At 38.4% G+C, this 24,849-nt stretch carries 24 protein-coding genes; 11 read left to right on the plus strand and 13 right to left on the minus strand.

The genetic code is table 11. From position 1 onward, the window contains the following. From BT1A1_RS15050 to BT1A1_RS15060, 3 genes are all read right to left on the minus strand, one after another. Positions 1–445 (minus strand): hypothetical protein (locus BT1A1_RS15050; RefSeq protein WP_051989173.1); only part of this gene is annotated, 445 nt, incomplete at its 3' end. Positions 446–661: 216 nt separating this feature from the next. Continuing rightward, positions 662–844, minus strand: a complete 183-nt coding sequence (locus tag BT1A1_RS15055) for a hypothetical protein (protein WP_034772833.1) — start codon at positions 842–844, stop codon at positions 662–664. Between the two features lie 64 nt (positions 845–908). Then, a complete protein-coding gene (locus BT1A1_RS15060) occupies positions 909–1,604 on the minus strand; it encodes an NAD(P)H-dependent oxidoreductase (protein WP_034772835.1) in 696 nt (231 codons plus the stop codon). A gap of 165 nt (positions 1,605–1,769) precedes the next feature. On the opposite strand from BT1A1_RS15060, the gene BT1A1_RS15065 reads away from it, so the two are divergent. The 3 genes from BT1A1_RS15065 to BT1A1_RS15075 all read left to right on the plus strand — a co-directional run bounded on the left by BT1A1_RS15065 (position 1,770) and on the right by BT1A1_RS15075 (position 4,628). Continuing rightward, a complete protein-coding gene (locus tag BT1A1_RS15065; protein WP_034772784.1) occupies positions 1,770–2,339 on the plus strand; it encodes a DUF2238 domain-containing protein in 570 nt (189 codons plus the stop codon). Positions 2,340–2,914: 575 nt separating this feature from the next. Next, positions 2,915–3,403 carry a competence protein ComK gene (locus BT1A1_RS15070; RefSeq protein ID WP_034772787.1) on the plus strand — a complete coding sequence of 163 codons (489 nt, stop codon included), beginning with the start codon at positions 2,915–2,917 and terminating at the stop codon, positions 3,401–3,403. Positions 3,404–3,938: 535 nt separating this feature from the next. Beyond that, entirely contained in the window at positions 3,939–4,628 is a 690-nt protein-coding gene (locus tag BT1A1_RS15075; RefSeq protein ID WP_034772789.1) for a copper homeostasis protein CutC, read from the plus strand. 1,211 nt (positions 4,629–5,839) lie between these two features. On the opposite strand, the gene BT1A1_RS15080 is transcribed toward BT1A1_RS15075, so the two are convergent. The 4 genes from BT1A1_RS15080 to BT1A1_RS15095 all read right to left on the minus strand — a co-directional run bounded on the left by BT1A1_RS15080 (position 5,840) and on the right by BT1A1_RS15095 (position 12,039). After that, a complete protein-coding gene (locus BT1A1_RS15080; RefSeq protein WP_034772792.1) occupies positions 5,840–7,300 on the minus strand; it encodes a CoA-acylating methylmalonate-semialdehyde dehydrogenase in 1,461 nt (486 codons plus the stop codon). 176 nt (positions 7,301–7,476) lie between these two features. Further along, positions 7,477–8,820, minus strand: a complete 1,344-nt coding sequence (locus tag BT1A1_RS15085) for a GntP family permease (protein WP_034772794.1) — start codon at positions 8,818–8,820, stop codon at positions 7,477–7,479. A 25-nt stretch (positions 8,821–8,845) separates the two neighbouring features. Further along, positions 8,846–10,048 carry an iron-containing alcohol dehydrogenase gene (locus tag BT1A1_RS15090; RefSeq protein WP_034772796.1) on the minus strand — a complete coding sequence of 401 codons (1,203 nt, stop codon included), beginning with the start codon at positions 10,046–10,048 and terminating at the stop codon, positions 8,846–8,848. Between the two features lie 197 nt (positions 10,049–10,245). Continuing rightward, the gene (locus BT1A1_RS15095) at positions 10,246–12,039 is read right to left on the minus strand and encodes a sigma-54-dependent Fis family transcriptional regulator (protein WP_034772798.1); all 1,794 of its coding nucleotides are present in this window, start codon (positions 12,037–12,039) and stop codon (positions 10,246–10,248) included. Positions 12,040–12,303: 264 nt separating this feature from the next. On the opposite strand from BT1A1_RS15095, the gene BT1A1_RS15100 reads away from it, so the two are divergent. The 3 genes from BT1A1_RS15100 (at position 12,304) to BT1A1_RS15110 (ending at position 13,698) form a co-directional block, all read left to right on the plus strand. After that, entirely contained in the window at positions 12,304–12,951 is a 648-nt protein-coding gene (locus tag BT1A1_RS15100; RefSeq protein WP_034772801.1) for a helix-turn-helix domain-containing protein, read from the plus strand. Between the two features lie 112 nt (positions 12,952–13,063). Beyond that, the gene (locus tag BT1A1_RS15105) at positions 13,064–13,357 is read left to right on the plus strand and encodes a toxin-antitoxin system TumE family protein (protein ID WP_051989174.1); all 294 of its coding nucleotides are present in this window, start codon (positions 13,064–13,066) and stop codon (positions 13,355–13,357) included. A gap of 155 nt (positions 13,358–13,512) precedes the next feature. After that, positions 13,513–13,698: a hypothetical protein gene (locus BT1A1_RS15110; RefSeq protein ID WP_034772803.1), complete on the plus strand. Its 186-nt coding sequence runs from the start codon at positions 13,513–13,515 to the stop codon at positions 13,696–13,698. A gap of 101 nt (positions 13,699–13,799) precedes the next feature. Here the strand turns inward: BT1A1_RS15110 and BT1A1_RS15115 are convergent, their stop codons facing one another. Genes BT1A1_RS15115 through BT1A1_RS19525 form a run of 3 tightly spaced genes read right to left on the minus strand, consistent with a single transcriptional unit; the run spans position 13,800 to position 14,562 of the window. After that, entirely contained in the window at positions 13,800–14,195 is a 396-nt protein-coding gene (locus tag BT1A1_RS15115; protein ID WP_034772811.1) for a hypothetical protein, read from the minus strand. Next, positions 14,174–14,470, minus strand: coding sequence for a HEPN domain-containing protein (locus BT1A1_RS15120; RefSeq protein WP_051989175.1), 297 nt, complete (start codon positions 14,468–14,470; stop codon positions 14,174–14,176). Before BT1A1_RS15120 ends, BT1A1_RS15115 begins: the two co-directional genes overlap by 22 nt. Then, positions 14,440–14,562: a hypothetical protein gene (locus BT1A1_RS19525; RefSeq protein WP_268753997.1), complete on the minus strand. Its 123-nt coding sequence runs from the start codon at positions 14,560–14,562 to the stop codon at positions 14,440–14,442. Before BT1A1_RS19525 ends, BT1A1_RS15120 begins: the two co-directional genes overlap by 31 nt. Positions 14,563–14,817: 255 nt before the next feature. On the opposite strand from BT1A1_RS19525, the gene megL reads away from it, so the two are divergent. Then, positions 14,818–15,999 (plus strand): methionine gamma-lyase, encoded by a 1,182-nt coding sequence (gene megL / locus BT1A1_RS15125; RefSeq protein WP_034772814.1) that lies wholly within the window; start codon positions 14,818–14,820, stop codon positions 15,997–15,999. Positions 16,000–16,272: 273 nt separating this feature from the next. On the opposite strand, the gene nadA is transcribed toward megL, so the two are convergent. From nadA to nadB, 3 genes are read right to left on the minus strand one after another with little or no spacing between them, the layout of a single operon-like run. Next, positions 16,273–17,373: a quinolinate synthase NadA gene (nadA, locus tag BT1A1_RS15130; protein WP_034772816.1), complete on the minus strand. Its 1,101-nt coding sequence runs from the start codon at positions 17,371–17,373 to the stop codon at positions 16,273–16,275. Then, complete coding sequence (gene nadC, locus BT1A1_RS15135) at positions 17,370–18,215, minus strand: carboxylating nicotinate-nucleotide diphosphorylase (protein ID WP_034772818.1); 846 nt, start codon at positions 18,213–18,215, stop codon at positions 17,370–17,372. The genes nadA and nadC overlap by 4 nt, the downstream gene beginning before the upstream one ends. Then, on the minus strand, positions 18,212–19,768 hold the full coding sequence (nadB, locus tag BT1A1_RS15140; protein WP_034772821.1) for an L-aspartate oxidase: 1,557 nt from the start codon (positions 19,766–19,768) through the stop codon (positions 18,212–18,214). Before nadB ends, nadC begins: the two co-directional genes overlap by 4 nt. Before the next feature lie 253 nt (positions 19,769–20,021). Between nadB and BT1A1_RS15145 the strand changes: the two genes are divergently transcribed. The 4 genes from BT1A1_RS15145 (at position 20,022) to BT1A1_RS15160 (ending at position 24,560) form a co-directional block, all read left to right on the plus strand. After that, positions 20,022–21,161, plus strand: coding sequence for an IscS subfamily cysteine desulfurase (locus tag BT1A1_RS15145; protein ID WP_034772824.1), 1,140 nt, complete (start codon positions 20,022–20,024; stop codon positions 21,159–21,161). A 14-nt stretch (positions 21,162–21,175) separates the two neighbouring features. Next, positions 21,176–21,709, plus strand: coding sequence for a transcription repressor NadR (locus BT1A1_RS15150; protein WP_034772826.1), 534 nt, complete (start codon positions 21,176–21,178; stop codon positions 21,707–21,709). 242 nt (positions 21,710–21,951) lie between these two features. Next, a complete protein-coding gene (locus tag BT1A1_RS15155) occupies positions 21,952–23,214 on the plus strand; it encodes an Nramp family divalent metal transporter (RefSeq protein ID WP_043988688.1) in 1,263 nt (420 codons plus the stop codon). 260 nt (positions 23,215–23,474) lie between these two features. Continuing rightward, positions 23,475–24,560 (plus strand): YkvI family membrane protein, encoded by a 1,086-nt coding sequence (locus tag BT1A1_RS15160; protein WP_034772828.1) that lies wholly within the window; start codon positions 23,475–23,477, stop codon positions 24,558–24,560. Positions 24,561–24,849: the final 289 nt, after the last annotated feature.

Consider the following 24,849-nt stretch of genomic DNA (forward strand, 5'->3'; position numbering starts at 1 on the left):
GACGGCTATCCACATCGTCAAACCGTTTATCCATACCGTCTAGACGGCCATCCACATCATCAAACCGTTTATCTATGCTATTCAGACGGCCATCGACTTTATCAAATCGTTTGTCCATGCTGTTCAGACGACCATCCACATCATCAAACCGTTTATCCATGCTATTCAGACGGCCATCCACATCATCAAACCGTTTATCCATACCGTCTAGACGGCCATCCATATTATCAAAGCGTTTGTCCATGCTGTTCAGACGGCTATCCACATCGTCAAACCGTTTATCCATACCGCCTAGACGACCATCCACATCATCAAAGCGTTTGTCCATGCTGTTCAGACGACCATCCACATCATCAAAGCGTTTGTCGACCCCATCGAAACGGCTATTCATTTCATTTCTTAATGCAACCATCTCAGACATCATTTGTTTTAATAACTCTTCCATGTAATCTCCACCCCACTAACCCTTCATACAATTTTTCTAAATAATACTTTGGTTACGAATCAAGGATGATAGTAGTATGTCCGTGGAAAAGTTCCACAGTTGTTTGCATTGTATACCATTGATATACAACAAACATTTGTTCTATAATTAGGATATCTGATTAAGAATAGAAAGTCAACCAATTTTTATAATTTTACCGCAAATTTTTCCATGCTTCTATTCACCCCATTTTCGAGGACTCCAAAGTGTACCTTCTAATTCACCTTCCATTTGCTCAATCCGTTTTGTTTGTTCATTAATAATGTTTTGTATGGCCTTTATCAATACCACTTCATTAAAATCTGTACTTTGATTATAAATTTCCTGCAGTTGCTTAAACAGCCACTCTTGTTTTTCCATTTTATCCTCCCATAACATAATGGTTTTCAAAAAATGAAGCTTCCATTCTCCACTTCTACAACGGTCAATCATACATATCATCAAACACCATTTTTAATCCATCAATTGTATTGCGGTTTTCTTCAATTAAATCCACGGCATATGTAAAAATTCGGGCATTTGGTGAGTCCGAATTTTGATCTATAAAATTTTTCAACATGGCAATCAGCCATTTTTCCCTTGTAGTTAGACTAAAATCATTTTCCATTGTCAATAACTGCCAATATTTAATCAATAAATCCATTTTTTGGTCTTCTTCCAAGTAACCGAATTGGAAGATTGTAAGTGGTCTCAAATAGATCATGCCGGTTTTGTGAGCCATTGCTTGGAATGGTTTTGTTAATTCATTAATACTAAATAGTTCTGTACCACCGGCTTGATATTCACGTTCTGCGACACCAATCATTAACACCAAGCCAAATTCTTTACCGTAAAGTGCGTTTCCTCTTTTTCCATAAGCAAATCCCGCCTCCAACACAACATCTTGCCACTGTTTTAACAACGGCGGCGAGCTATACCAATAGAAGGGGAATTGAAAAATAATTCGATCATGCTCTCGTAGTAAAGCTTGTTCTTTAGCAACATCAATTTTTCCATCAGGATATTGAGTCTCTAAATGATGAACAGTTATTTTATCATTCCCCTTCAGTGAGCTTAAAAAATATTGTTGACTACCCGAATTGATTAAATCAGGATGAGAAACAATCAATAATGTTTTCATATCCTTTCCCTTTCCTTCATATTTTGTCATAATTGTATCATAGTTAATTCTAGGAATATAATTATGGAAATCTGTTTGAACATTACTATTGGAATTATCCAGCTAAAGTTGCAAATCCTAAAAAGGGAAATTTGTATCCATGCAAATAACAAGGAGCTGTCCCTTATGAGAAAGAAAGTATCCATTTTTTTATGTGTTCTATATGTCGTCTTTATGGCATTCGTTGCTGTTCAACTTTTTTTGAAAGATAATGACTCCGATGCACTTATTGCACTTGGCGGAGTTGCTTGCGGTCTCATTCCACTCTTAATTATTTTATTGACAAAATTTGAATTAAGTTTGCCGATAATTATTTTTTATCTCGTATTTCTTTTCGGATCGCAATTTCTTGGTTCTCTTCAAGGATTTTACCGTAACGGCTGGTGGGATAGTTTTATGCATCTCATTAGCGGTATTTTAATCGCAATTTTTGGGTTTGACCTCTATAAAAGGTTATTAAGAAAGGATCATATCAGTCATCTTTCACCTTGGTTTGTATCCCTGTTTATTTTATCGTTTGCTGTATTTGGCGGTGTTCTTTGGGAAATATATGAATTTACGATGGACAATTTGTTTGAAATGGGACTTCAAGGTGGGGGAAACCTTGACACTATGACCGATTTGATTACAGATTCATTAGGAGGACTCATCATTGCGATTTGGAGCTTCTTTAAAACAAAAATGCTCATAAAGTGAAACTTCCATCAGTGGGGTTTTTTCTCGCTGATGGTTAGTTGAACCAATCGGGCACTTACGGACACTTATCTTCCTCCTTTACATCTTTGATTTAACTTAAGCTACTGGAGGAAGATTTAGTGACCGTTTGTGCGGGATAAAGTGAAACTTCCACCTATGGGGCCATGTGGATGAAGTGCCTGGCGCTTTTGGTTAATTGAAGCAATCGGATCTTTACGTTGTCCGTCCCACCTATCTTCTTTGTAAACTCGAAAATCTTGAGGGTTGAGATTTTACTGCCCGTTAAGGTGAGAAAAAGGAAAATAGGAAAAATATCCTTATTTTTTAAAAAACATACTCAAAAAGAAGGAATTTTGTCCTAAATTGTCGAAATTAATACACTAACAGAATTTTTATAATTTTTATTCATATTTTAACACTATTTTCGTTTATTTTTCAAATTCTGAATACAAAATATGGCCATTCAACCATCGAATTGTTTTTTGGAAAGCATTCCCAGTGCAAAAAAACAAAATAATCATTCTTTTAAACCTTCTAAAATTAAGTAATTTGTTTGGAAAAGGGGGAAATGTAGAATGTTGAAAGAAGATTATTTGATAAACGGGGATACATGTGCCATTCTGTCAGATTTTGATAATTATGGAAATGAATATTCTATGGTTATTGAAGGGGAACAAAAATTTCTGGTCATGAAGCCGCCAAATAAAATCGTAGAAGACTCTTATATTTTTAGAGGATTTGATCTAAATGGAGCGAGGAATGGTGCCCGGTTTATTTTGAAAGAAAAGAAAAATGTTCCTGTTGTCTACTCTCTAGAGCCCGGAATTATACTAATTCCCTGCAAAACATTGGATCAAAGAGGGAAAATTTGGCTTATCAATTCACAAATTTGTGATATTAAACCATTGAATGATGAGTTAACAACTGTACATCTGTTTGGGGGCCATTCGCTAACCGTAAAATTGAAATGTAAAACTCTCCAAAAAAAAAGATCACAATGCTCATTCCTGTTATTGACCGTCCTCGAACGTATTAATATAGATAATATGAGATTTTATCTCTAAATGTATGTTCAAAAATGTGGATAAAAGGTTCGTGGAAGCTAGTGAATCTGAGTAAATGAGTGTATGTCTTATCACGTGGAGGTAGGATCAAATAATTAAAGGATAAGTTTCACAATTTAAAGTAACAGCCCCTGTAAACGTTTCATTTTGGAATGTAGGGTTTATCATGTTTCAATATCATTGGGAAATTTACTGCAACAAGCCAATTTGCTTCTTTGCTGGAAATTTTTTTAAAGTAGGGAAAAAACGGCAGAAAATATGAGATGAATTGACTTATGATTGCCCGAACCGCGTTTTATGGGACAAATTTGGCAAAAATTGAAACAAAAATGTCTCATAGAATGGCTGTATGGGACAATTTTAGTGGAAAAACAAGAAAAAGTGTCTCATACATATAAATTAATTTGTTATACTTATACTTAATTCTTAAATTTTCCCGCCACGTCGAAATTCATCTTTGCTAAAAATTTATATACTTTTAAAGGACAAAAAAGTAAGACCTAATCAAATACTCCAACAAAAAGAGGGACGGACAATGAAAAAGATTGAAGTAATAACAATGAATGTAAGAGACACACTACAAGCTGAAGAACTTGGGGTTGACAGGGTAGAACTTGTCAGTGCAATGAAAGAAGGTGGTCTAACCCCAAGTTACGGAACAATAAAAAATGTCTTGGCGCATGCAGAAATTCCGGTCCAAATCATGGTGAGGCCACATAGTTATAGTTTCGTGTATGATCAAAACGATTGGAATACGATAAAAGAGGATATTTTAGTGATTAACAGCCTTGGAGGCAATCGGATTGTCTTTGGTTGTATTACGCCAACCGGAGCAATTGATGAAAGCTTACTTTTGAAAGTAATTGAGCTTGTACCTGATTTAGACATTACCTTTCATCGTGCCTTTGATTCCGTTTCTTCGCAAATTGAAGCCTATAAAATTTTATCAAAATATAAAAAGAATGTGAAACGGGTGTTAACTTCTGGAGGAAGACCAATAGCCTTGGAAGGTTCCAACATGCTTAAAAAACTTGTAACATTATCCCAGGAAATTAACGGACCGGAGATTTTAGTTGGTGCAGGAGTCACGCCGGAAAATATTGCCGACCTTGACGCTCAGATCCATGCAAACGAATACCATATAGGTTCAGGGGTTCGGGTAGACGGCGACTTTTGCCAACCGATTGATAAAAGTAAAATTCAATTTTTAAAAAATTTATGGTGAATCAATGTTTTGGCAGCCTTAAGAACATAATTGACTACTCCTCATAAGAAGCTAAAAATTCGGGGTTTCCAGGAAAATATTGTAAATTATAAAAAATGACTCCTGTTTTAATTCCTGAAAATTCCTGTAGTCCAGTTCTATTATTCGATATGATTAGCACCCAAAAAGGCTTTATGGAAAAGATTTGGGCAAATTTTGTGTTAGCTATATTTATCTAGAGACAATATTTTATGCCTTGAGTGTTAGTTTTTTTGAATTATGGGCTTTTTGGGTGGTAGCCATGATATGCCACAAAAACAAAGATACTATTTCCCGCTACAATCCTACATGTAGCGTCAGGCTGCACAAGAGCGGATGAAAATGGTTTTGTGTATTTGTGCGTGCGAATGCCCATATCATTACTGTTTTTCTTGGACTCAATGTAGATTCCAACAGGTTTCCAATTAGAAGGAATCAGGACAACTCAACTCTTTCGGAAACAACGAATTTAACACCAAACTTGTTTGAAATAATCTTTCACCATTTGGTTGGTGGAGTTCTTGCGCAGATAAAGATCCAGCTTATTGTACGAGATATCAGACTATTGAACGTTATTATCCATCAACTATGAGTATGAGCTTATCTCAATATCCATGGGCACATTCCGTAAGACAAAAGCAGTTGTTCTTCTACATAACCGCTTGAATAAATAAAATGACCCACCTTGGTCCGCATTGTTAAGAGGCGTGGTGGGCTCTGTTAATATTATAATAACTTTTTTAATGATAATGTCAATAAAATAATCTGACTTCCGGCGGGAGAACAACAGTCTTTGAAGGTTTCAATATGCTTAAATTGTCATTGTGGCTGTCCTAAAAGTACAACTTCTAAAATTTTATTACTAAAAGAATAGGTTCGGTTGATTTTCGTTTTGGTGGCGGACGCGGGCACGGCCTCAGCCGCTTCGTCGCTCGTTTCCTCGCTCCTGCAGGGTCTTCGGCTCATGTGACTGTCGCTATCGCTTTCGTCACAAAAACTTTTTCGACTGCCGCTACGCTTTCGTCGAATCTGTGTGCTGTTCCCGCAGGAATCTGAATAAGCTTCCCTTGAATTGGCATCGCACGAAGGAAAATGCAGGTAGCATTTTTCGAGGGAGTCGCCGCTACCTTCACTTCAATCAACCTATATATATTGGTTTATTTTTTGACTTTCTGGACAGCCCCAAACATCGATTATACCCATCTAGTAGTAATGACTTTTTTCCGTGTGTAGAATTGGAGTCCGTCTTTGCCATTGGCATGGAGGTCTCCATAGAAAGAATCTTTCCAACCTGAGAAGGGGAAAAACGCCATTGGTGCTGGGACACCGATGTTTACACCAAGCATACCGGCATCAATGTTTTCCCTAAATTTCCTCACACTTCTACCATCATTTGTAAAAATACAAGCACCGTTTGCAAATCGTGACTGATTGGCAAGTTCAATCGCTTCATCTAAGTTGCTTACACGGGCAATTGATAGAACAGGAGCAAATATTTCATCTTGCCAAATTTTCATATCCTTCGTTACCTTATCGAAGATCGTTGGCCCGACGAAGTACCCTTTCCTTTGAGCCGCTTCATCTCTCCGACCATCACGGATAAGAATCGCTCCTTCGTTAACACCTGTTTCAATATATTGGAGGGTTCTTTCCTTATGCTGTTCACGAATAACTGGCCCGAGAAAAATACCTTCATCCAAACCGTTTCCAATTTTAATCTCATTCGTTTTTTGTACAAGAAGCTTGATAAATTCATCGGCAATCGAGTCTTCTACTGCAACGACCGATGCTGCCATACAACGCTCTCCTGCAGAACCAAAAGCAGCATTTAAAATTTGGGTTGTCGCATTATCTAAGTTTGCGTCAGCTAGTACAATTGAATGGTTTTTTGCTCCTGCCAACGCCTGAACTCGTTTTAAATTCTCCGTTCCCCGCTTATACACATACTCTGCCACCGGCTGGGATCCGACGAAAGAAATTGCAGCGACCTTTTTATTATCTAATAAACCGTTCACAACATCATGTGCACCATGAACAATATTGAAGACACCTTTTGGTAAGCCTGCCTCTTCCAACAGTTCTGCTAAACGATTTGCCAACAATGGAGTCCGTTCCGATGGTTTTAACACAAACGTATTACCTGTCACAATCGCCAATGGGAACATCCAACATGGAACCATCATTGGAAAATTAAATGGAGTGATTCCACCGATTACACCAATCGGATAGCGATAAACACCCGATTCAAGGTCAGTTGCAATCGATGCCAGTTGTTCACCTATCATCAACGATGGTGCACCTGCAGCAAATTCAACATTTTCAATTCCCCGTTGTACTTCTCCATATGCTTCAGTAAAATTTTTTCCATTTTCAATTGTAATAAGTTTCGCCAGTTCATCCCAATGGTCGACAAGCAGTTGTTGATACTTAAATAATATCCGAGCCCTTTTTGGAACAGGGACTTCTTTCCATGTTTGGAATTTCTCAAAAGCTACACTGACTGCACGCTCGACATCTTTTTCTCCGGAAATTGGTACATAAGCAATAACTTCACCGGTTGCCGGATTATAAACAGGCTCCTGTTTTTCCGAAGTGGCTTCAATCCATTCGCCGCCTATATAATTTTTTAACGTTTTAACAGCTGTTTGTGTCAAATGAAAAACCTCCCATTAATTATTTTTGATTTCCATTTATCTAAAATTAGTTTTTTGATTAGCGCCCAAAACCATACTCTTCTAAAAACTAGTATCATAGTACAGATACTCTGCCATAGCTATATTTAGCTACAAAGTGGTTATAAAATCTTTTTGGTTGCTATCATATTTATAACTTAAAAGACTGAATATAAGATAACGGCAAGGGACAGAACAATTGTCGGTAATACTACACTCAACATAAAGATTGGTTTGTATGACCGTTTATGCTCTTCACCACAAATGGCCCGAATCGTTGTTACGACATAACCATTGTGCGGGAGTGAATCAAGACCGCCGGATGCTAAAGCAGAAATACGATGCATTGCGCCCGGATCTAACCCTTGACTCATATAAATCGGTGCTAAAATCGGCAACGCAATCCCTAAACCACCGGATGCTGAGCCGGTAATACCACAAATCAATGTTACCCCCACAGCCAAGCCGAGTAGTGGTGGTCCAGGCATATTAACTAGACTATCAACAAGAATATCGAAAGCTGGTACCGCTGCTGCTACACTTCCAAAACCAACAACAGCACAAGTATTGGCCAGAGCAACAAGTGAATTTTGAGCACCGACAGCAAGTGACTGCCAAAATTCACGTAAAAATTTATGCATCGTGACACACGCATCAATTATCCCGACTGTTAACGCAATTAATAATGCAATCGTCGGATTCATAAACTGGCCAAGTACATTCAGTAAAACGATGACAAGAGCAAGTGGTAAAATTGCTATGATAATATTCGGAAGCCCTTCATCTTTTTTCTCTCCTTGTGTTTTACTAACGGTTGCTGCTGTTTCTTCCAATCCTTTTAATGGTGACTCTCTCGGAAGTGAAAACACTTCCCCATTTTGTGATGCTTTATTCACCATGGAACCGAGCCATAATCCACCTGCAACCATAATAATTAGCGCACAAAGTACACCAATCCATCCCCCTGCCGTCGGTGTTGTACCAAAAAACTCGGTTGGAATAATATTTTGAATTTCCGGTGAACCAGGTGAAGTCATTGTAAAAGAAATCGATCCGAATACAAGCGCCGGTGGAATAAATCGGTGCGGCAAGTTGGCTTCCCGAAATAAAGATACCGCAATTGGATAAACGGCAAAACCGACGACAAATAAACTGACCCCACCATAAGTCATAATTGCTGCCGCTGCAACGACAGCAAAAACAGCACGCTTAGCCCCAAAACGACGACTGATCCATGCCGCTATACTATCGGCAGACTTTGTTTCCTGCATAAACTTTCCAAAAATAGCACCTAGTAAAAAGACAAAAAACCAAGAAGAAAAATAATTAACAAAACCAGTCATATAATCGTCCATAAGTGCTACCTCTAAGCTCAAACCGTCAAAAATTGCTAAAACAATGGAACAAATAATGGCTCCAATAATGATATTAATACCCTTCATTGTCAAATAAACCAATAAACCGAGTGAAGCAAACAACCCAAGCAAACCAATGAAAACCATCCCAACTTCCCCTCTCGTTTCTATCTTATTTCAATTTACTCACACGATGATTGGCAAAATCGTAGGTATAGCACGAAAGATATAGTTCCATAATTTCTTCTTTACTTGGAATCCGAGGGTTATTTTGTGGACTCCCGCTTGCTAGCGCATCTTCTGCCATTTTACTGATAACGCTTTCAAATTGTTGCTGGTCAATTCCCCATCCTTTTAAATTCGGGATGTTTAAATCTAAGCAAAGTTTTTTTACTGATGATACAGCAATTTCAGCCGCTTCTTCATTCGATACTATTTCTGCTTGCGGATCGTAATATCTTCCTAGATCAGCCAATCGACCAATACATTCCGCTTTACTAAACTCCAATACAGCAGGTAAAAGCATTGCATTCGAAAATCCATGTGGTACATGGAAAAGAGCTCCGATTGGTCTTGACATCCCGTGAACTAAGCAAACAGATGCATTGGAAAAAGCCATCCCTGCTTGCAAGGAACCAAGTGACATTGCCTCTCTTGCCACAAGATTATTTCCATCTTCATAAGCTGCTAGCAAATTGCCAACAATCAACTCCATTGCCGATAGTGCCAATTTATCTGTCATCGGATGAGCCCGTCTTGAAATATAAGCCTCAATGGCATGACTCAATGCATCTACACCGGTTGCAGCCGTTACCGATTTTGGCGAGGAGATTGTCAACATTGGATCAACGATTGCTACATCAGGCATAAATACAGGTTGTTTAATCATCATTTTTACATTATTTTTTGTATTTGTTATGATTGTTGCATCAGTTACCTCTGAACCGGTACCGGCCGTTGTTGGAATAGCAATATGAGGGACAGGGTTTTGACTTGCCAATGTCTTTCCTCCCATATAATCCCCGATGTATCCGCCATTCGTTGCGAGAACTGCGACTGCTTTGGCTGTATCAATACAGCTCCCGCCCCCAAGCGAAATAATAACATCACAATTTTCACTCTTTAATAGATTAAGAGCTTCTTCAACATAAATATCTGTTGGTTCTGTTTTCACACCGAGATAGATTGCACTTTCTACACCGACTTTCGATAAATCATTCCGGATATTGCTGACATAGCCGAGACTTTCCATGATAGGATCACTTATTACAAGCGCCTTTGTTCCTCTCGATGCTGATTCTTTTGCTACTTCATTCAAAGCATGACGACCATAAACAATTGTTTGAGGTGTTCGAAATACAGAAAAATTTTCCAAAATCATCACTCCTTTCTTACTTTATTGAATATGCAAAAGGTGTGCCAACTTGGGAATGTTTTATTAAAAAATATAATTTACTCGATAACTATCCGTTTAATTACAAACGAACTAATTGTAAAGAAATATTTTGAATTTATTATATGTAGAAAAAATACTACAAAATGTTGCAGTAATGTAGTTTTTCTACTACACTTTTACGACAATCCATATTTTTTTAGCTTCTGATACAGAGTCGTCCGATGAATTCCGAGGAGTTTTGCAGCCTTTGTTTTATTTCCTCCGGTTTTTATCAGCATTTCGCTAATCATTTCTTTTTCCCGTTCCATTTTGTAATGTTTTGACTCATCTATTATCGAACTTTTGTTGATTTGAGCGTAACCCATTGAAAGCAATTCTTTATCCTTCATATATTTCGGTAAATGGACTACATCGATTGTCGGTCCTTCTGTTAATATGACAAGTTTTTCAATTGTATTAGCTAGTTCTCTAATATTTCCAAACCATTCATAATGAAGAAAAGCGTGCATTGCTTCCGGTGTAATATTCTTCATTAAGATTCCATATTTCGTACAAGTCTTTTTTAAAAAATAATTGATTAAAAGCGGTATATCATTTGTTCGCTCTCTTAAAGGCGGTATTTGAAGTTCAATGATATTAATTCGGTAATATAGGTCCTCACGAAAATCACCTGTTTCTACCATCTTTTTTAAGTCCCGATTTGTCGCAGCAATAATCCGGGCATTTAGCTTATACTTCTTCACACCGCCAACCCGTTCATACTCCCTTTCCTGGATGACACGCAACAATTTCGACTGCATCAATAATGGCAATTCACCTATTTCATCTAAAAATATTGTTCCGTCTTGCGCTAATTCTAATTTCCCCGGCTTGCCACCTTTTTTTGCACCTGTAAATGCTCCCTCCTCATAGCCAAACAGTTCCGATTCGAATAATTGCTCAGGAATCGCGCCGCAATTCACACTGATAAATGGTCCTGAGGAAAATGAACTTAGCTGATGGATGCTTCTAGCAAACATTTCTTTTCCTGTACCGCTTTCCCCTGTAATTAGGACACCTGCTTCAGTTTTTGCAATTTTTTCTGCTAAATATTTTACTTGCATTATTGCTTGGCTTTCACCAATAATCTGACTCATGGAATACTCGTTTTGATTATGATCAGCCAGATAAGGTTTTTCTTCCTTACGATGGAGTGATTTTTCCTGAAACCGTTCATAAATACGATATAGTTCGGTCACCCCTTCAAAAATTAACATACCAATTGCACCAACAATTTTGTCATTTTTAAAAATTGGAATTCGATTGACCACCATTGGCTGACCATTAATATACTGAATTACCCCTCGCTCAGGTACTCCCGTTTTTACAGTATTATGTAAATTCGTATTATCAATTACTTCCTTTACATGTCGACCAATCGCATCGCCTTTCTTAATTCCGGTAAAGCGACTATAGGCATCATTAAATTGTTTAATGATGCCATTTTCATCAACAACAGCAACACCTTCATAGGCGCTATCGAGAATAATGTTCAATATTTCTGCTGTATTTCTTGTTTCTCTCCATTCTTCCAAGTAAGATCCGAGTGCTTTTAGTAGTTCAGCATGTGTCAAAAATCCTATATAAGTGTCATCGTTATTGACAACGAGGAAGTATGGACTATTTATTTGATACACTTCTAGAATAGAGTCATCTTCATGTACTACGGAAACAGGCTGACTCTCCATGCGGCACCAAACAGGATCCTTTTTTCTTTCAAATAAGACATCCTTAAGAATCGAATGTAATGTTACTATCCCGATTGGTTTACGTTGTTCATCGACAACAGGTAATACGTCAATCTCTTTATCATGCATTAACCAAGCAACTTCTTCTACCATCATATTTTTATGTATATAAAAAACTTCACGCTTCATCCAGTAGGAAACTCGAAACCGGCTGTCATTTTCCTGCAACATGTCTCTGTCCATAAACAATCCTCCTCAGTATTAGTAGTATCCAATTCAAACTAAATGATTGATTTTTCATAAAAATTATAATCTACAAAGTTATTACAATCAACGTTTAGAATTAAGGTGTATAGATAAAAACTATGTATATATAGTTTTCTATATTCTCAGTATAAATATAGTTGACCTTTCATTTACATGACTTTGGGAGTTTATTTTATCTTTCAACTTAGTTTCAGTTTACTGGATGATCATTTAAAATAAGAGGTATGAGAGGTGAGTTTTATGATTACGTATTTTGAAAAGAAAGCGGTTTTGTCTAATGCTGATCAGTTAGCAGAAAACTTTGTAGCTTACAATGAAAGCTTAAGTCCAGTTGTTCTTAAATTACTTATTAATTCCCTGAGAAAAATACCTACCACCATACCTCTGAATATTAACGAAATAAACGAGAATGATTTAGCAGATCCTAGTGTTGTAAAATCAATCTATACTGAAATTATTAAATATATGGCAACGATTTCTGTTGATGAACAGCAAGATGAGATTATATACAAGACAGGCGACTTAGCTCGGATTTTTGGTGTATCCCAAACAACAATTAATAACTGGATTAAAGAGGGCAGATTTTCAAAAGTTGAGCGTGATGGAAAAAATAAACATGCAAAAATACCTGAATCCTCTATTTGGACTGCGAATAACGGGCAGCAGAAAACCATTAAACAAATCGCCGAGGAGTATGCTCTAGAAAAAAATAAAATAACAGAAAAAGAGGAGAAAACTCTACTTCAAAAGGAAGTCAAGTTCTTTGAAGAAAAATATCAAACCTCTTATGAAGCCCTAAAGAATAAAGAAAATAAAAGTGAGGAAGAAGAAGAGGACCTTGAAATATGGGGCTACCTTCTTCACAGATTAGGGTCTTTATTAAATTAAATCAACAAATTTTGCAATCATACAAGCAGAGTTCGGCGATATTATTATTGATATACTTGATGGAGATGGAGACAAAAAATCCACCGGCTTCATTTAAAGAAAGACAATTAGAATGATAGACGGATCTTATTTAAGAATTCGCGAGTTCCTAACAAAAAATCAACAAATTGATCGTTACTATTACGATTGGTTTGCTGTAGACGGAAAAATTCTACTAAAATTCCATAGTGAAAGCCATGATAAAGATGCCAGATACCAAACGAAAACTGAGCCTTTTCATATACACATTCCCGATGTACTAAGCCTATCTACTTTGACAAGAATTTCAAATTACAATTTACGTGAATTATATGGAATCTTGGAATTTATTCGTTTACACTTAACTTTAGTCCAGCTTTATAGATAATGTTACAGGACTGTGATTGGTAATTTAGTTTGGTGTCAAATATATGAGTTACTATGTTTTTTGACGTAAAAATTTTCATCTCCCCTTATAGGATTGACACATTTTTGGGTCCTTGTACATATAATAATTGGAAAGCAGTGAGGGGAGGGAACAAAATGGATCGACCTGTACTTTTGTTTCTTGCTGCAATCCTTGCCGGTTTTGCTTTAGTTAAAGTACCGCTTTCTGGAACCGTTTTCGCAGCATTTACCCCATTTACAAATTTCATTGGTATTTTAGCGATTTTAGTATTTTCAGTAGTTCTTATTTATAAAGCAAGCTTGGCTTTATTAAGGAAATAAGTCAGCATGATGGGAAACAACCCCTTAACCCGTACTTCCAAAGGGGTTGTTTTACTTAGAATGCCTTTTCAGCATTAGGCTAAAACAATAATCTGATAGACCTATGCACCTACTCTATAGATATACGCATCCTCGATATAAAAATTATTTAGAGCCCTTCTTGTGAATCTAGTCCCTTTTTTATTAGGTGCTATTTGTATTTTTTCAAGGACTTTTATAAAAGAATCATTCGTCCGCTTAACTGTAATGTTTTCTAAAGAGATATCAAATTCATGATCGGTTTGTTCAATTTTCCTTATTACTTTATCAATATGTTCATAAGCTTTTCGCGGACCTGCCAGATCATATTTTATTGAAGAAATAATTAGTCGCCAACGTTCATTGTCAGGATCATATAACCATAAAGCAGAGTGAACAGGAAAATCATTCTGTTCTAATTGGTCTACCAAAAGTGCGCCATTTGTAAAATCGCTTTCTACCAATGTTCTTCTATCCATTTAAATACCCCCTCAGTTGGATCATTAATTGCCGCTAATAAATCTGATGCTTCTACCATGGAATACTTTTCATACCGAGCCTTTTCCGACCAATCTTTTACAATAAACCAGTAAAATTTGATTTCTTCCGGAACTTGCACATCTAAAACACCTAATAACCTTACTAAATCATGGGTGTGTACTTTGTCTGCAATCTTTTTATCGGGAAAATCATGTTCTTTTGTACTTTTTGCAATCCATGCTTTCAGTGCACATTCAATGCTGTAACCTGCCATATATATGCACCATCATAGCACTCGCTTTTAAGGAGAATTTCTGCTTCTTTTATTCGAATTTCAGCAAGTTCCTGTAATTCTTTTCTATTCATAGCATCTCATCCTCCATTATATTAATACTAATCTTTAATAAGTTCTACAGTAAGTTAAATCATCTAGTGTTATAAAATACCAGCATAGCAAACATATGTTCCTGAACCTATTATATTTTTCAATCCTTTCGTTGTCAATATGAATCAGAAAATTTTCATTTAACTTTCATGTAAAATTTTTTTATCACATAATATTCTAGGGCTTCGTATATTAATTAATGTAATCGTTTACATTTTATTAAAGGAGCTGACTCAATGAATAAGAAAAAGCGATTTGAGACAATGCTCATCCATAAAGGGTATTCTTCACAGGATTTTCATGATAGTTTGAATCCACCGATTTTTCATAGTTCAACTTTCACGTTTTCCACTGCCGAACAAGGAGAAAAGCGATTCACCGGTGAGGAAGAAGGATTCATCTATTCTCGGCTTGGTAATCCGACAGTCCGTGTATTAGAGGAACGGATGGCGGCATTGGAAAAGGGTGAAGCCGCTCTCGCATTCGGGTCGGGAATGGCTGCGGTGTCGGCGGTTCTATTCCATTTCCTGTATTCCGGCTGTCATATTTTATGTTCGCGCGGGGTTTATGGATGCACGTTCGGGCTGCTTGACCTGCTTCATAAAAAATTTGGTGTCACACATACATTCAGTCCCATGCAGACAGCCGAAGAAATTGAGGCAGCCATCCATGACCAAACCTGCTGTATCTACATTGAAACGCCGATAAATCCAACAATGGAACTAATCGATATTAGGCTTGTAACTGACGTTGCGAAAAAATACGGAATTCCCGTTATTGTCGATAATACTTTTTGCTCACCATATTTGCAAAACCCGCTTGAGCTTGGGGCTGATTATGTCATCCATAGTGCAACGAAATATATTAGCGGACACGGGGATGTGATTGCAGGTATTCTCATTGGGAAAAATAAAGAAGATATGCAAAAAATCAGGATGACTACTCAAAAAGATATCGGCGGCATCATCGCCCCATTCGATGCGTGGTTACTTTTACGCGGATTAAAAACGCTACATGTCCGAATGGATCGTCATGTTGAAAATACAAGGAAACTCGCAAACTATTTAAAAGATCATCCATTTGTTGAAGATATCATTTACCCGGGTGACCCGAACTCACCACACTATCCAATTATGAAAAAGCAAATGAAGGCTCCCGGCGGAATGGTTTCATTTAAAGTGCAAGGCGGGAAAGACGAGGCACAAGAGTTTATGAATCGGCTAAAATTAATTAAGATTGCCGTTAGTCTTGGTGATGCGGAAACCCTCATTCAACACCCGGCGACAATGACCCATGCGGTAGTACCTAGCGATGTAAGAAAGTCGATGGGAATTACAGACAACATGATGCGTCTATCGGTGGGACTAGAAGCAATAGATGATATTTTGGAAGATATTGAACAGGCATTAGGAAATTGAATCGTTTGCTTAAAAATTAAGATTCGGGGCTGGAGAAACTGTTTTCTCATCCTTTTTTATTTTCCGGATGGATTGTTTGTTTAAAAATTAAGATTTTGGACCGGAAGAAACTGTTTTTTCATTCTTTTTTATTTTTCGGGTGGATTGTTTGCTTAAAAATAAGGATTTGGCCCGGAGAAAATACTTTTTCATCCATTTCTATTTTCCAAATACATTGTTTGTTTAAAAATTAGAATTTAGGGCCGGAGAAATTCTCTTCCCGGCCATCCAGAATCAACCTCTTGCCAACATCCGGTCAAGGGCAAGTCGCGCACCTTCTGCAATCTCCTCTTCAACCGTAATTTGATTGATGATTTTGCCTTGCTCCACCGTTTCCAACGCCCATAATAAATGGGGCAGGTCAATTCGATTCATCGTCATGCACGCGCACATATACGGGTTCAAAGAGAACACTTCTTTATCGGTAAATTGCTGTGTCAACCGGTTAACGAGATTCATTTCCGTTCCGACTGCCCATTTTGTTCCGGGTTCGGACGCCTTAATCGTTTCAATAATATATTTTGTTGAGCCGGCATCATCGGCGAGTGCGACTACTTCCCTGCTGCATTCCGGGTGAACGATAATTTTGGCATCCGGATGGTTTTTCCGAACTTGCTCCACATTTTCTACGGTAAACAACGCATGAACGGAACAGTGACCTTTCCATAAAATAATTTTCACATCAGCCAAATCCCCATCACATTCAAATTGCTCACGGACCGAGTCCCAAACGGCCATCGCAACAAGCGGCACACCCAAATCATAAGCGGTATTCCTGCCTAAATGTTGATCCGGTAAAAACAACACTCGCTCCTTTTGGGTAAACGCCCACTCAAGCATGCGACGAGCATTTGAAGAAGTAACCGTAGCACCTCCTTGACGACCAACAAAATCTTTAATCGCCGCTGTTGAATTTATGTACGTTAACGGAATAATCGTATCGCCAAACTGTTCTTGCATTACTTTCCAACCGCGCTCCGTTTGTTCAATATTTGCCATATCAGCCAAAGAACAGCCGGCACGCATATCCGGTAAAATCACTTTTTGCTTATCACTTGTTAAAATATCTGCTGTTTCCGCCATAAAATGAACACCGCAAAATACAACGAATTCCGCTGCCGTATTTTTGGCCGATACTTGGGCAAGCTGCAAAGAATCACCAACCGCATCAGCAAATTGAATCACTTCATCTTTTTGATAGTGATGGCCTGGAATAAACAGTCGGTCGCCCATTTTCTCTTTAATTTCCCGAACGCGCACCTCCATCTCCTCAACCGCCATCGTTTTATAGTGTTCAGGTAATAAAGTTTTCTGAGCCATTTCCAATAAACTCATTTTTTCTCCCCCTCGTTCACTTGTAAACTAATATCAAGCGCTTTTACCGAATGCGTTAAAAATCCTAAGGATATATAATCAACACCGGTTCCTCGGTAAGATGCCAAGTTTTCCAATGTGATTCTACCCGATGCTTCCGTAATAATATGATCCGGCACAAGTCTGACAAATTCCTTAATCTCCTCAGGTCTGCGATTGTCAAACATGATCACATCTGCCCCGGCGGATACCGCTTCAAGCACTTCACCCTTTGTTTCCGTTTCCACTTCCACTTTCACCATATGGCCAAGCTTTTCCCGTACGGCTTGCACTGCCTTCGTAATTGACCCGGCATATGCGATATGATTGTCTTTAATCATCACTCCATCATAGAGACCAATCCGATGATTCCTTCCGCCACCGGTCACCACTGCATATTTATCAAGCATTCGCAAGCCCGGAGCTGTTTTTCGGGTATCACAAATGTGAATGGTCGTGTCGGCCAACATATCGATACATCTCCTCGTCATTGTGGCAATCCCGCTCATCCGCTGTAGTAGGTTCAAAACAAGCCGCTCACCGGTTAAAATATATCGAACAGGACCAAATACTTCCGCGACTATATCACCGGGTGTAACCGTTTCTCCATCTGCAAAATGCCGGATAATTTCCATTTTCGGATCCAACAAGTGATATACCGCTTCAATTACCCCTAAACCGGAAATCACCCCGACTTCTTTTGCCAAAAATACACCTCGTCCCCTTTGCTCCACAGGAAAAATCGCATCACTCGTTAAATCACCATCGCCTAGATCTTCCAGTAAAAATGTCTCAAGCATATGTTTCAATTTTAATTGATTCATATCAACGAACTCCCCACCAAAATCTTTTGATCATAAGAAATTTGCCGAATGATTTCTCGTCTTTCTCCAACTTTCTTTGATTCAGGAAAATCAATACGAAAATGACTTCCAAGACTTTCCTTTCGTTCCAAAGCCGATGTTGCAATCAGCCAAGCGACCGTTAACATATTTACAATTTCTACTTCTTCCAAAGATAAACTTTCAAGGTTTATATGTAAAAAAGGATACTGCTCCAGCCATGTTTTTAATTTTTCTAACCCCTCGGCACTTCTTTCTACCCCTGCATATTTTGTCATTTTCGCCTTCATTTCCTGTTTCGTTGGCAAGTTAACCGGCGTCTGCTTATTAACCCAGTTTGCCCCTCTAAATCCACTTACAACCACCGGTAAATGGTCATTGAGTATCCCTTCAGCCGTTCGATTTCCGAAAACAATCCCTTCCAATAATGAGTTACTCGCAATTCGGTTGGCACCATGAACACCGGTACATGCCACCTCTCCAACAGCATACAGCCCTTTTACCGAAGTCCGACCCCGTTCATCTGTTTGAATTCCGCCCATCATAAAATGTGCACCCGGCATGACCGGCAACAAACCGTTCCGAATATCCATTCCGTTTTCTACACACATCTGAAAAATATTAGGAAAACGTCTCCTGAAATCTTTTACATTAGCAATATTTAAATATACGAGTTCCCCTTTTTGGATTTCACGAAAAATGGCTCTTGCCACGATGTCACGCGGGGCTAAATCCTTGAGCTCATGTACGGTCTCCATAAACCGTTCCCCTTTTGAATTTTGCAAAAAGGCCCCCTCTCCACGTACAGCTTCGGAAATGAGACCAATTGTTTTCCCGTTCTTATAAAAAACAGTCGGATGAAATTGAACAAACTCCATATCCGTGAGATTTGCCCCGGCCCGATAAGCCATCGCCATCCCGTCGCCGGTGATTGTTTCCGCATTCGATGTATACTCATAAATTCCGCCACAGCCCCCGGTCGCAACAATGGTAGCCGGCGCAAGATATTGATTTAATTCTCCGTTCTTATTCTTTGTTGTCACCCCGACACAACGGCCTTCATGGGTGATTAAGTTTATAGCCATCTCATTTTCGATAATCTTAACTTTGTCCTTCACTTGTTCAAACATAAAAGTTGTTAAAACTTTTCCGGTTGCATCCCCTCCTGCGTGAATGATTCTCCGCTTTAGGTGCCCTCCTTCTTGCCCGTAATCGAATTCCCCCATTTGATTCCGGTCAAATTTCATGCCTCTTTTAATTAAATCTTTTATATATACTTGTGCCTCTTTTGTTAGCACTTCCAAATGCTCCGGATGATTATGATAAATACCAGCAACCATTGTATCACGGTAATGCTCTGACCAATGATCCTCTTTATCCATGGCAACTGCCACTCCACCCTGTGCTAAATAAGAATTGCTGGAAAAAGTATTTGCTTTTGTGAAGACAATAACATTCATCTGATCATATAAACGATACAGAACAGTTAATGCAGCAATCCCGCTACCGATTATGATGGCATCATATTGTCTCATCATCGTGCCCTCCTGTTCCAAAACGGTCTTTGGTGTTTTGCTCATAATTGCACGAATATATTAGTTTATACACCTGTCTTGACACATATCATGACATAGATTTACCATTATAGCAAGCAATTTTTTTCGTGTTTGCCTGAAAAAATTTCTGCTTTTATGGATGAGAATTTACTTTGTGCCATTGAGGTCTCAAGGTGGCATATATATTTAATTTATTGATAAAAAAAGGACGTAGAGATAAAGGAGCAAAACGATGATTTATTTAGATTATGCCGCAACAACACCTATGTCTGAAAACGCATTGGATGTTTTTATCCAAGCAAGTAAAAATTTTTACGGAAATGCGAGTAGCCTGCACGATATCGGTTCAACTGCCGCAAACCTGTTAGAAGCAAGTCGCCGGCAGCTGGCAAAACGATTAAACTGTGAGCAAAATGGGATTTATTTTACTAGCGGCGGCTCAGAATCTAGTATTCTCGCTATTACCTCGCTTATAGAAGCACATAAGGAAAAAGGAAATCACTTAATTACAACAAAATGCGAACATGCATCGATCTACCACCTTTTTCAAAAACTGGAGAAAAATAGATTCGAAGTTACCTACCTGCCTGTCGACGAATACGGTATGGTGTCATTGGATGTTTTAAAACAGGCAATTAAGAAAACAACGATCCTCGCTTCCATTCAGCATGCAAATTCGGAAATCGGTACGGTCCAACCGGTCAAAAAAATTGGAGAAATTTTACATAAAAAGAAAGTTATCTTTCATTGTGATGCTGTACAATCATTTGGAAAACTTCCGATTGACGTGAAAGAGATGAATATTGACAGCTTATCACTTTCCGGACATAAAATTTATGGGCCTAAAGGTGTCGGGGCCGTTTATATCAATCCAAAATTAAAGTGGCACCCGCAACTTCCGGGAACGACCCATGAATCCGGGTTTCGTCCTGGAACCGTGAACGTTCCCGGGATTGCTTCGTTTGTTACAGCCGCCGATGATATTTGCGAAAGTATGGAAAAAGAGGGGAAACGGCTTTCTGCTTTGCGTGAAGAACTAATTAATTATTTAACCGTTTTACCTGCCGCAAAAATAATGGTAGAAGGAAGTTCTATCAGCCATCTGCCAAACATTTTGGGACTCCGCATCATTGGTATGGAAGGACAGTATGTAATGCTTGAATGTAATCGGTACGGTCTCGCCATTTCTACCGGTAGTGCTTGTTCAGTCGGAATGCAAGCCCCGTCTCGGACAATGAAAGCGATTGGCCGCACTGATGAGGAAGCGATGTCTTTTATTCGGTTATCTCTTGGAAAAAATACAACAAGAGATGATATCATAAGGACAGCAGAAATATTCAAGGAAATCACCAATCGATTTTTTCAGAAGTAGGAGTGAAGACGGGAATGAAAAAAGAAAAAATGCCCACTACAGAAAGACAAGACTTTATTCTTGATTTGTTAAAAAAAGCTACAACTCCGCTAACCGGCAGCGAAATCGCCAAAATGACGAATGTGAGCCGGCAAATTATTGTTCAAGATATTTCTATTTTAAAAGCAAAAAAAGAACCGGTCGTTGCGACGAGCCAAGGCTATATATATCTTCATGAAGAAAAAGGTCAGCAGCTTGAACAAATGACCATCGTTTGTAACCATACGCCGGAAGAAACGGAACAAGAACTGTACATCCTTGTCGACCATGGGGTCTCGGTGAAAGATGTCATCATCGAGCATCCGGTTTACGGCGATTTGACCGCATCGATCCGCGTGAGCAATCGTAAAGAAGTAGATCAATTTATTCAAAAAATTAAAGAAACGAACAGTTCCTATTTATTAACCTTAACCGGCGGCATTCATCTGCATACATTGGAAGCCGACTCGTATGATAAATTGGATGCAGCCTGTCGGGATTTGCAGAAAGCCGGGTTTCTCGTTACATGAAATGAACTCTATTAGTCTTAATTTTAGAAAAAACATATTCAAACTGTCCAAAAGATATAATTTTTCTTTTGGACAATTATTCATTTAAAACCTCTCAGCAACCTTTTTGGATAAAAAAGTGAGATTTGGGGCACATAAATTACGAATAAACTCATTAAGCAACCGCTTTAAAGGATTCCTGCATAACTGTCCACTCGATGAAATATGTATAAGTATCTAACTTTTATCGGGGAGGGTAAAAAATGAGTAATCTCACTATTCCGCCTGGTTATAAAAACTCAAACGCTTCCAAAAAGTGGTCAATTATCGGACCGGGCCTTCTTGTTGCGGCTACCGGAGTCGGAGCCGGGGATCTTGTCGCTGCTCTTGTTGCCGGGTCCAACTATGGATTAGTTTTTCTATGGGCGATTGTCCTCGGGGCGTTTATTAAATTTGCCTTAAATGAGGGCGTGGGTCGTTGGCATTTAATTACGGGAAAAACCATTTTGGATGGCTGGCATGCTCTAGGAAAGTGGGCTACCGGATACTTTGGTATTTATACGATTATTTGGGGATTTGTTTACGGTGCAGCCGCTTCTTCTTCTTGCGCACTTGCTCTAGCCGCATTATTTCCGTTCCTTCCATTATGGGTTTGGGCCATCATTAGCTCTCTTGTTGGGTTCATCCTCATTTGGTGGGGGAAATTTAGGACATTTGAACATGTGATGAACTGGTTGGTTGGTTTAATGTTTATCACCGTTGTCGGCTCAGCGATTGTCGTTCTTCCTGATTTAGCTGACATCATCGACACGGCCATACCAACTTTACCTGAAGGCTCACTGATTTACGCATTAGGTTTAATCGGCGGTGTCGGCGGTTCAATTACGATGGCTTCATACGGCTATTGGCTGCAAGAAAATAAATGGGACGGTCCTTCCTTTATCAAAGCCGTCCGATTCGACTCAGCCATCGCCTATATTGTTACCGCTATTTTTACCATTTCATTACTTATTCTTGGTGCTGCTTTACTTTATGGAACAGATACTACCATTAGCGGAGAGCAAGGACTTGTTTCTTTCGCATCCATTTTAGGTAATGAATTGAATCCGACTTTTCGGTGGATGTTTTTGCTTGGCTTTTGGTCGGCATCCTTTACTTCGCTATTAGGTGTATGGAATGGGGTTTCCTATTTATTTGCGGATTTTATTCGGATTGTTAAAAAACAAACGATCCCAAAAGAAAAATTAAGTGAGACGAAAGCTTACCGGTTCTATGTACTATGGTTAACCTTTCCGCCAATGTTACTTCACTTTATCGGAAAGCCGGTTGGGTTAATTATTGCCTACGGGGCCTTAGGTGCATTATTTATGCCATTTCTCTCTATTACATTGCTATATTTATTAAATAGTAAAAAATATATTCCGCTAACTGAAGATCGTAATGGGTTGATTTCTAATTTCATCCTGACCATAAGTATTATTCTTTTCGCTGTTTTGGCAGTAAACGAATTGATTAAATTGTTTTAAACGTTGCCTTTGACTGGATGCCACGGGTAACAGGTAACAATATTTAGGGGAGACTGACTTCCCCTAATTTTTAAAAAAGCGATGATTATTCGTTTAATTTGCCAAGTCGCTGAAAAAATTTTTCCCATTTTTCCAATTAATTTCATTTCCAATTCCAAACTTATTATGGTAAGAAAATAAATTTAGTTCTATAATGGTCATTAGTAAAATTTTTTTGATATAAAGATTTTCATATCTACACCATGGAATTGGAGGATAACATGAAAAAGGTTTTACAAATGGCCAGTGCATTTATCGGGATTATCATTGGTGCCGGTTTTGCTTCCGGTCAAGAGATATTACAGTACTTTGTCAGCTTTGGATATATGGGAATTGTGGCTGCCATCCTTGCTAGTGCTCTATTTTCTTTTATGGGAATGACATTAACAAGATTAGGAAGCAAAATGCACGCCACTTCACATAGTGATGTTATTTACCAAATCAGCGGTAGATTTCTTGGTAAAATAATCGACTACATTCTTATCTTCGCTTTATTCGGTTTTGGTGTTGTCATGATTGCCGGGAGTGGGTCAACGCTCCATCAGCAATTTGGGTTCACGCCGATAGTCGGAAGCGGCCTTATGCTTATTCTTATCATGCTTTCCGTTATGAGTAATGTCGATCGAATCGTAAAAGTAATTGGGAGCATTACACCATTTTTAATTGTTTCCGTCATCTTTCTATCTATATATAGCTTTGTAACGAAGGATTTAAGTTTTTCGGAGCTACATGAATTATCCATGACACAAAAACCGGCTGTCTCGAACTGGCTTATTTCCACTCTAAACTATGTTTCGATGAATATTGTTCTCGGAGCCTCGATGACGATTGTTATGGGCGGTGATGAAGGGAATGAGAAAACTGCCACACTGGGTGGACTCGTTGGCGGTTTAGGAATCGGTATGTTAATTATTGTAAGTTATTTTACAATCTTTTCCAAAATAAATGTAGTCGGCCAGGTGGATATGCCATTGTTAAAAATAGCCGATGATCTTTCTCCGATTCTCGGTATTATTTATTCGATTATTTTATATGGGATGATTTTCAATACGGCCGTCAGTTTATTCTACTCATTGGGGGCTCGCTTTGCGGACATCGGATCGGCAAAATTTAAGTGGACCATCACTTTATTAGGAATTGCGGCACTCGGACTAAGTTTCGCCGGTTTTACGGATCTTGTCTCCCTGTTTTATCCCATCATCGGTTATATGGGCTTTATTCTTTTTGTCATTCTTGCTTTCTCATGGTTCCGAATGTCAGCCGCTTCTGAAATAGATAACAAGATAATTGATAAAAATGCTAGCTAAAATCGACTAATTTTCAAGCATGTTGCACTTATACAGAAAGTTGCACATGCTTTTTTATATGAAAAAAATATAAACCTGAAATATTCATAGCTACAAATCCCATTTGATAAAATTTGTTAAATTAGTTGAACATAACGGTATTTAATTAAGAACCGTAGCCAATTCATAAAATAACTGAATTTTCAATAGAACAACTCTGGTATTTTGGGCATACTTGCCCCTTGACTGAAAAATTTATTTTTTTCAGTTATGAGAAGTATTCTATTGGTCATTCCAATTGTAGCTTTTG

The organism is Caldibacillus thermoamylovorans (assembly GCF_000751775.1).
GTDB classification, from domain to species: domain Bacteria; phylum Bacillota; class Bacilli; order Bacillales; family Caldibacillaceae; genus Caldifermentibacillus; species Caldifermentibacillus hisashii.

Excerpts from the sequence above, each read along its gene's own strand:
- BT1A1_RS15055 (WP_034772833.1), bottom strand. The coding sequence starts at position 844 with ATGGAAAAACAAGAGTGGCTGTTTAAGCAACTGCAGGAAATTTATAAT.
- BT1A1_RS15060 (WP_034772835.1), bottom strand. The coding sequence starts at position 1,604 with ATGAAAACATTATTGATTGTTTCTCATCCTGATTTAATCAATTCGGGT.
- BT1A1_RS15065 (WP_034772784.1), top strand. The coding sequence starts at position 1,770 with ATGAGAAAGAAAGTATCCATTTTTTTATGTGTTCTATATGTCGTCTTT.
- BT1A1_RS15070 (WP_034772787.1), top strand. The coding sequence starts at position 2,915 with ATGTTGAAAGAAGATTATTTGATAAACGGGGATACATGTGCCATTCTG.
- BT1A1_RS15075 (WP_034772789.1), top strand. The coding sequence starts at position 3,939 with ATGAAAAAGATTGAAGTAATAACAATGAATGTAAGAGACACACTACAA.
- BT1A1_RS15085 (WP_034772794.1), bottom strand. The coding sequence starts at position 8,820 with ATGGTTTTCATTGGTTTGCTTGGGTTGTTTGCTTCACTCGGTTTATTG.
- BT1A1_RS15095 (WP_034772798.1), bottom strand. The coding sequence starts at position 12,039 with ATGGACAGAGACATGTTGCAGGAAAATGACAGCCGGTTTCGAGTTTCC.
- BT1A1_RS15100 (WP_034772801.1), top strand. The coding sequence starts at position 12,304 with ATGATTACGTATTTTGAAAAGAAAGCGGTTTTGTCTAATGCTGATCAG.
- BT1A1_RS15105 (WP_051989174.1), top strand. The coding sequence starts at position 13,064 with ATGATAGACGGATCTTATTTAAGAATTCGCGAGTTCCTAACAAAAAAT.
- BT1A1_RS15110 (WP_034772803.1), top strand. The coding sequence starts at position 13,513 with ATGGATCGACCTGTACTTTTGTTTCTTGCTGCAATCCTTGCCGGTTTT.
- BT1A1_RS15115 (WP_034772811.1), bottom strand. The coding sequence starts at position 14,195 with ATGGATAGAAGAACATTGGTAGAAAGCGATTTTACAAATGGCGCACTT.
- BT1A1_RS15120 (WP_051989175.1), bottom strand. The coding sequence starts at position 14,470 with ATGGCAGGTTACAGCATTGAATGTGCACTGAAAGCATGGATTGCAAAA.
- BT1A1_RS19525 (WP_268753997.1), bottom strand. The coding sequence starts at position 14,562 with ATGAATAGAAAAGAATTACAGGAACTTGCTGAAATTCGAATAAAAGAA.
- megL (WP_034772814.1), top strand. The coding sequence starts at position 14,818 with ATGAATAAGAAAAAGCGATTTGAGACAATGCTCATCCATAAAGGGTAT.
- nadA (WP_034772816.1), bottom strand. The coding sequence starts at position 17,373 with ATGAGTTTATTGGAAATGGCTCAGAAAACTTTATTACCTGAACACTAT.
- nadC (WP_034772818.1), bottom strand. The coding sequence starts at position 18,215 with ATGAATCAATTAAAATTGAAACATATGCTTGAGACATTTTTACTGGAA.
- nadB (WP_034772821.1), bottom strand. The coding sequence starts at position 19,768 with ATGAGACAATATGATGCCATCATAATCGGTAGCGGGATTGCTGCATTA.
- BT1A1_RS15145 (WP_034772824.1), top strand. The coding sequence starts at position 20,022 with ATGATTTATTTAGATTATGCCGCAACAACACCTATGTCTGAAAACGCA.
- BT1A1_RS15150 (WP_034772826.1), top strand. The coding sequence starts at position 21,176 with ATGAAAAAAGAAAAAATGCCCACTACAGAAAGACAAGACTTTATTCTT.
- BT1A1_RS15155 (WP_043988688.1), top strand. The coding sequence starts at position 21,952 with ATGAGTAATCTCACTATTCCGCCTGGTTATAAAAACTCAAACGCTTCC.
- BT1A1_RS15160 (WP_034772828.1), top strand. The coding sequence starts at position 23,475 with ATGAAAAAGGTTTTACAAATGGCCAGTGCATTTATCGGGATTATCATT.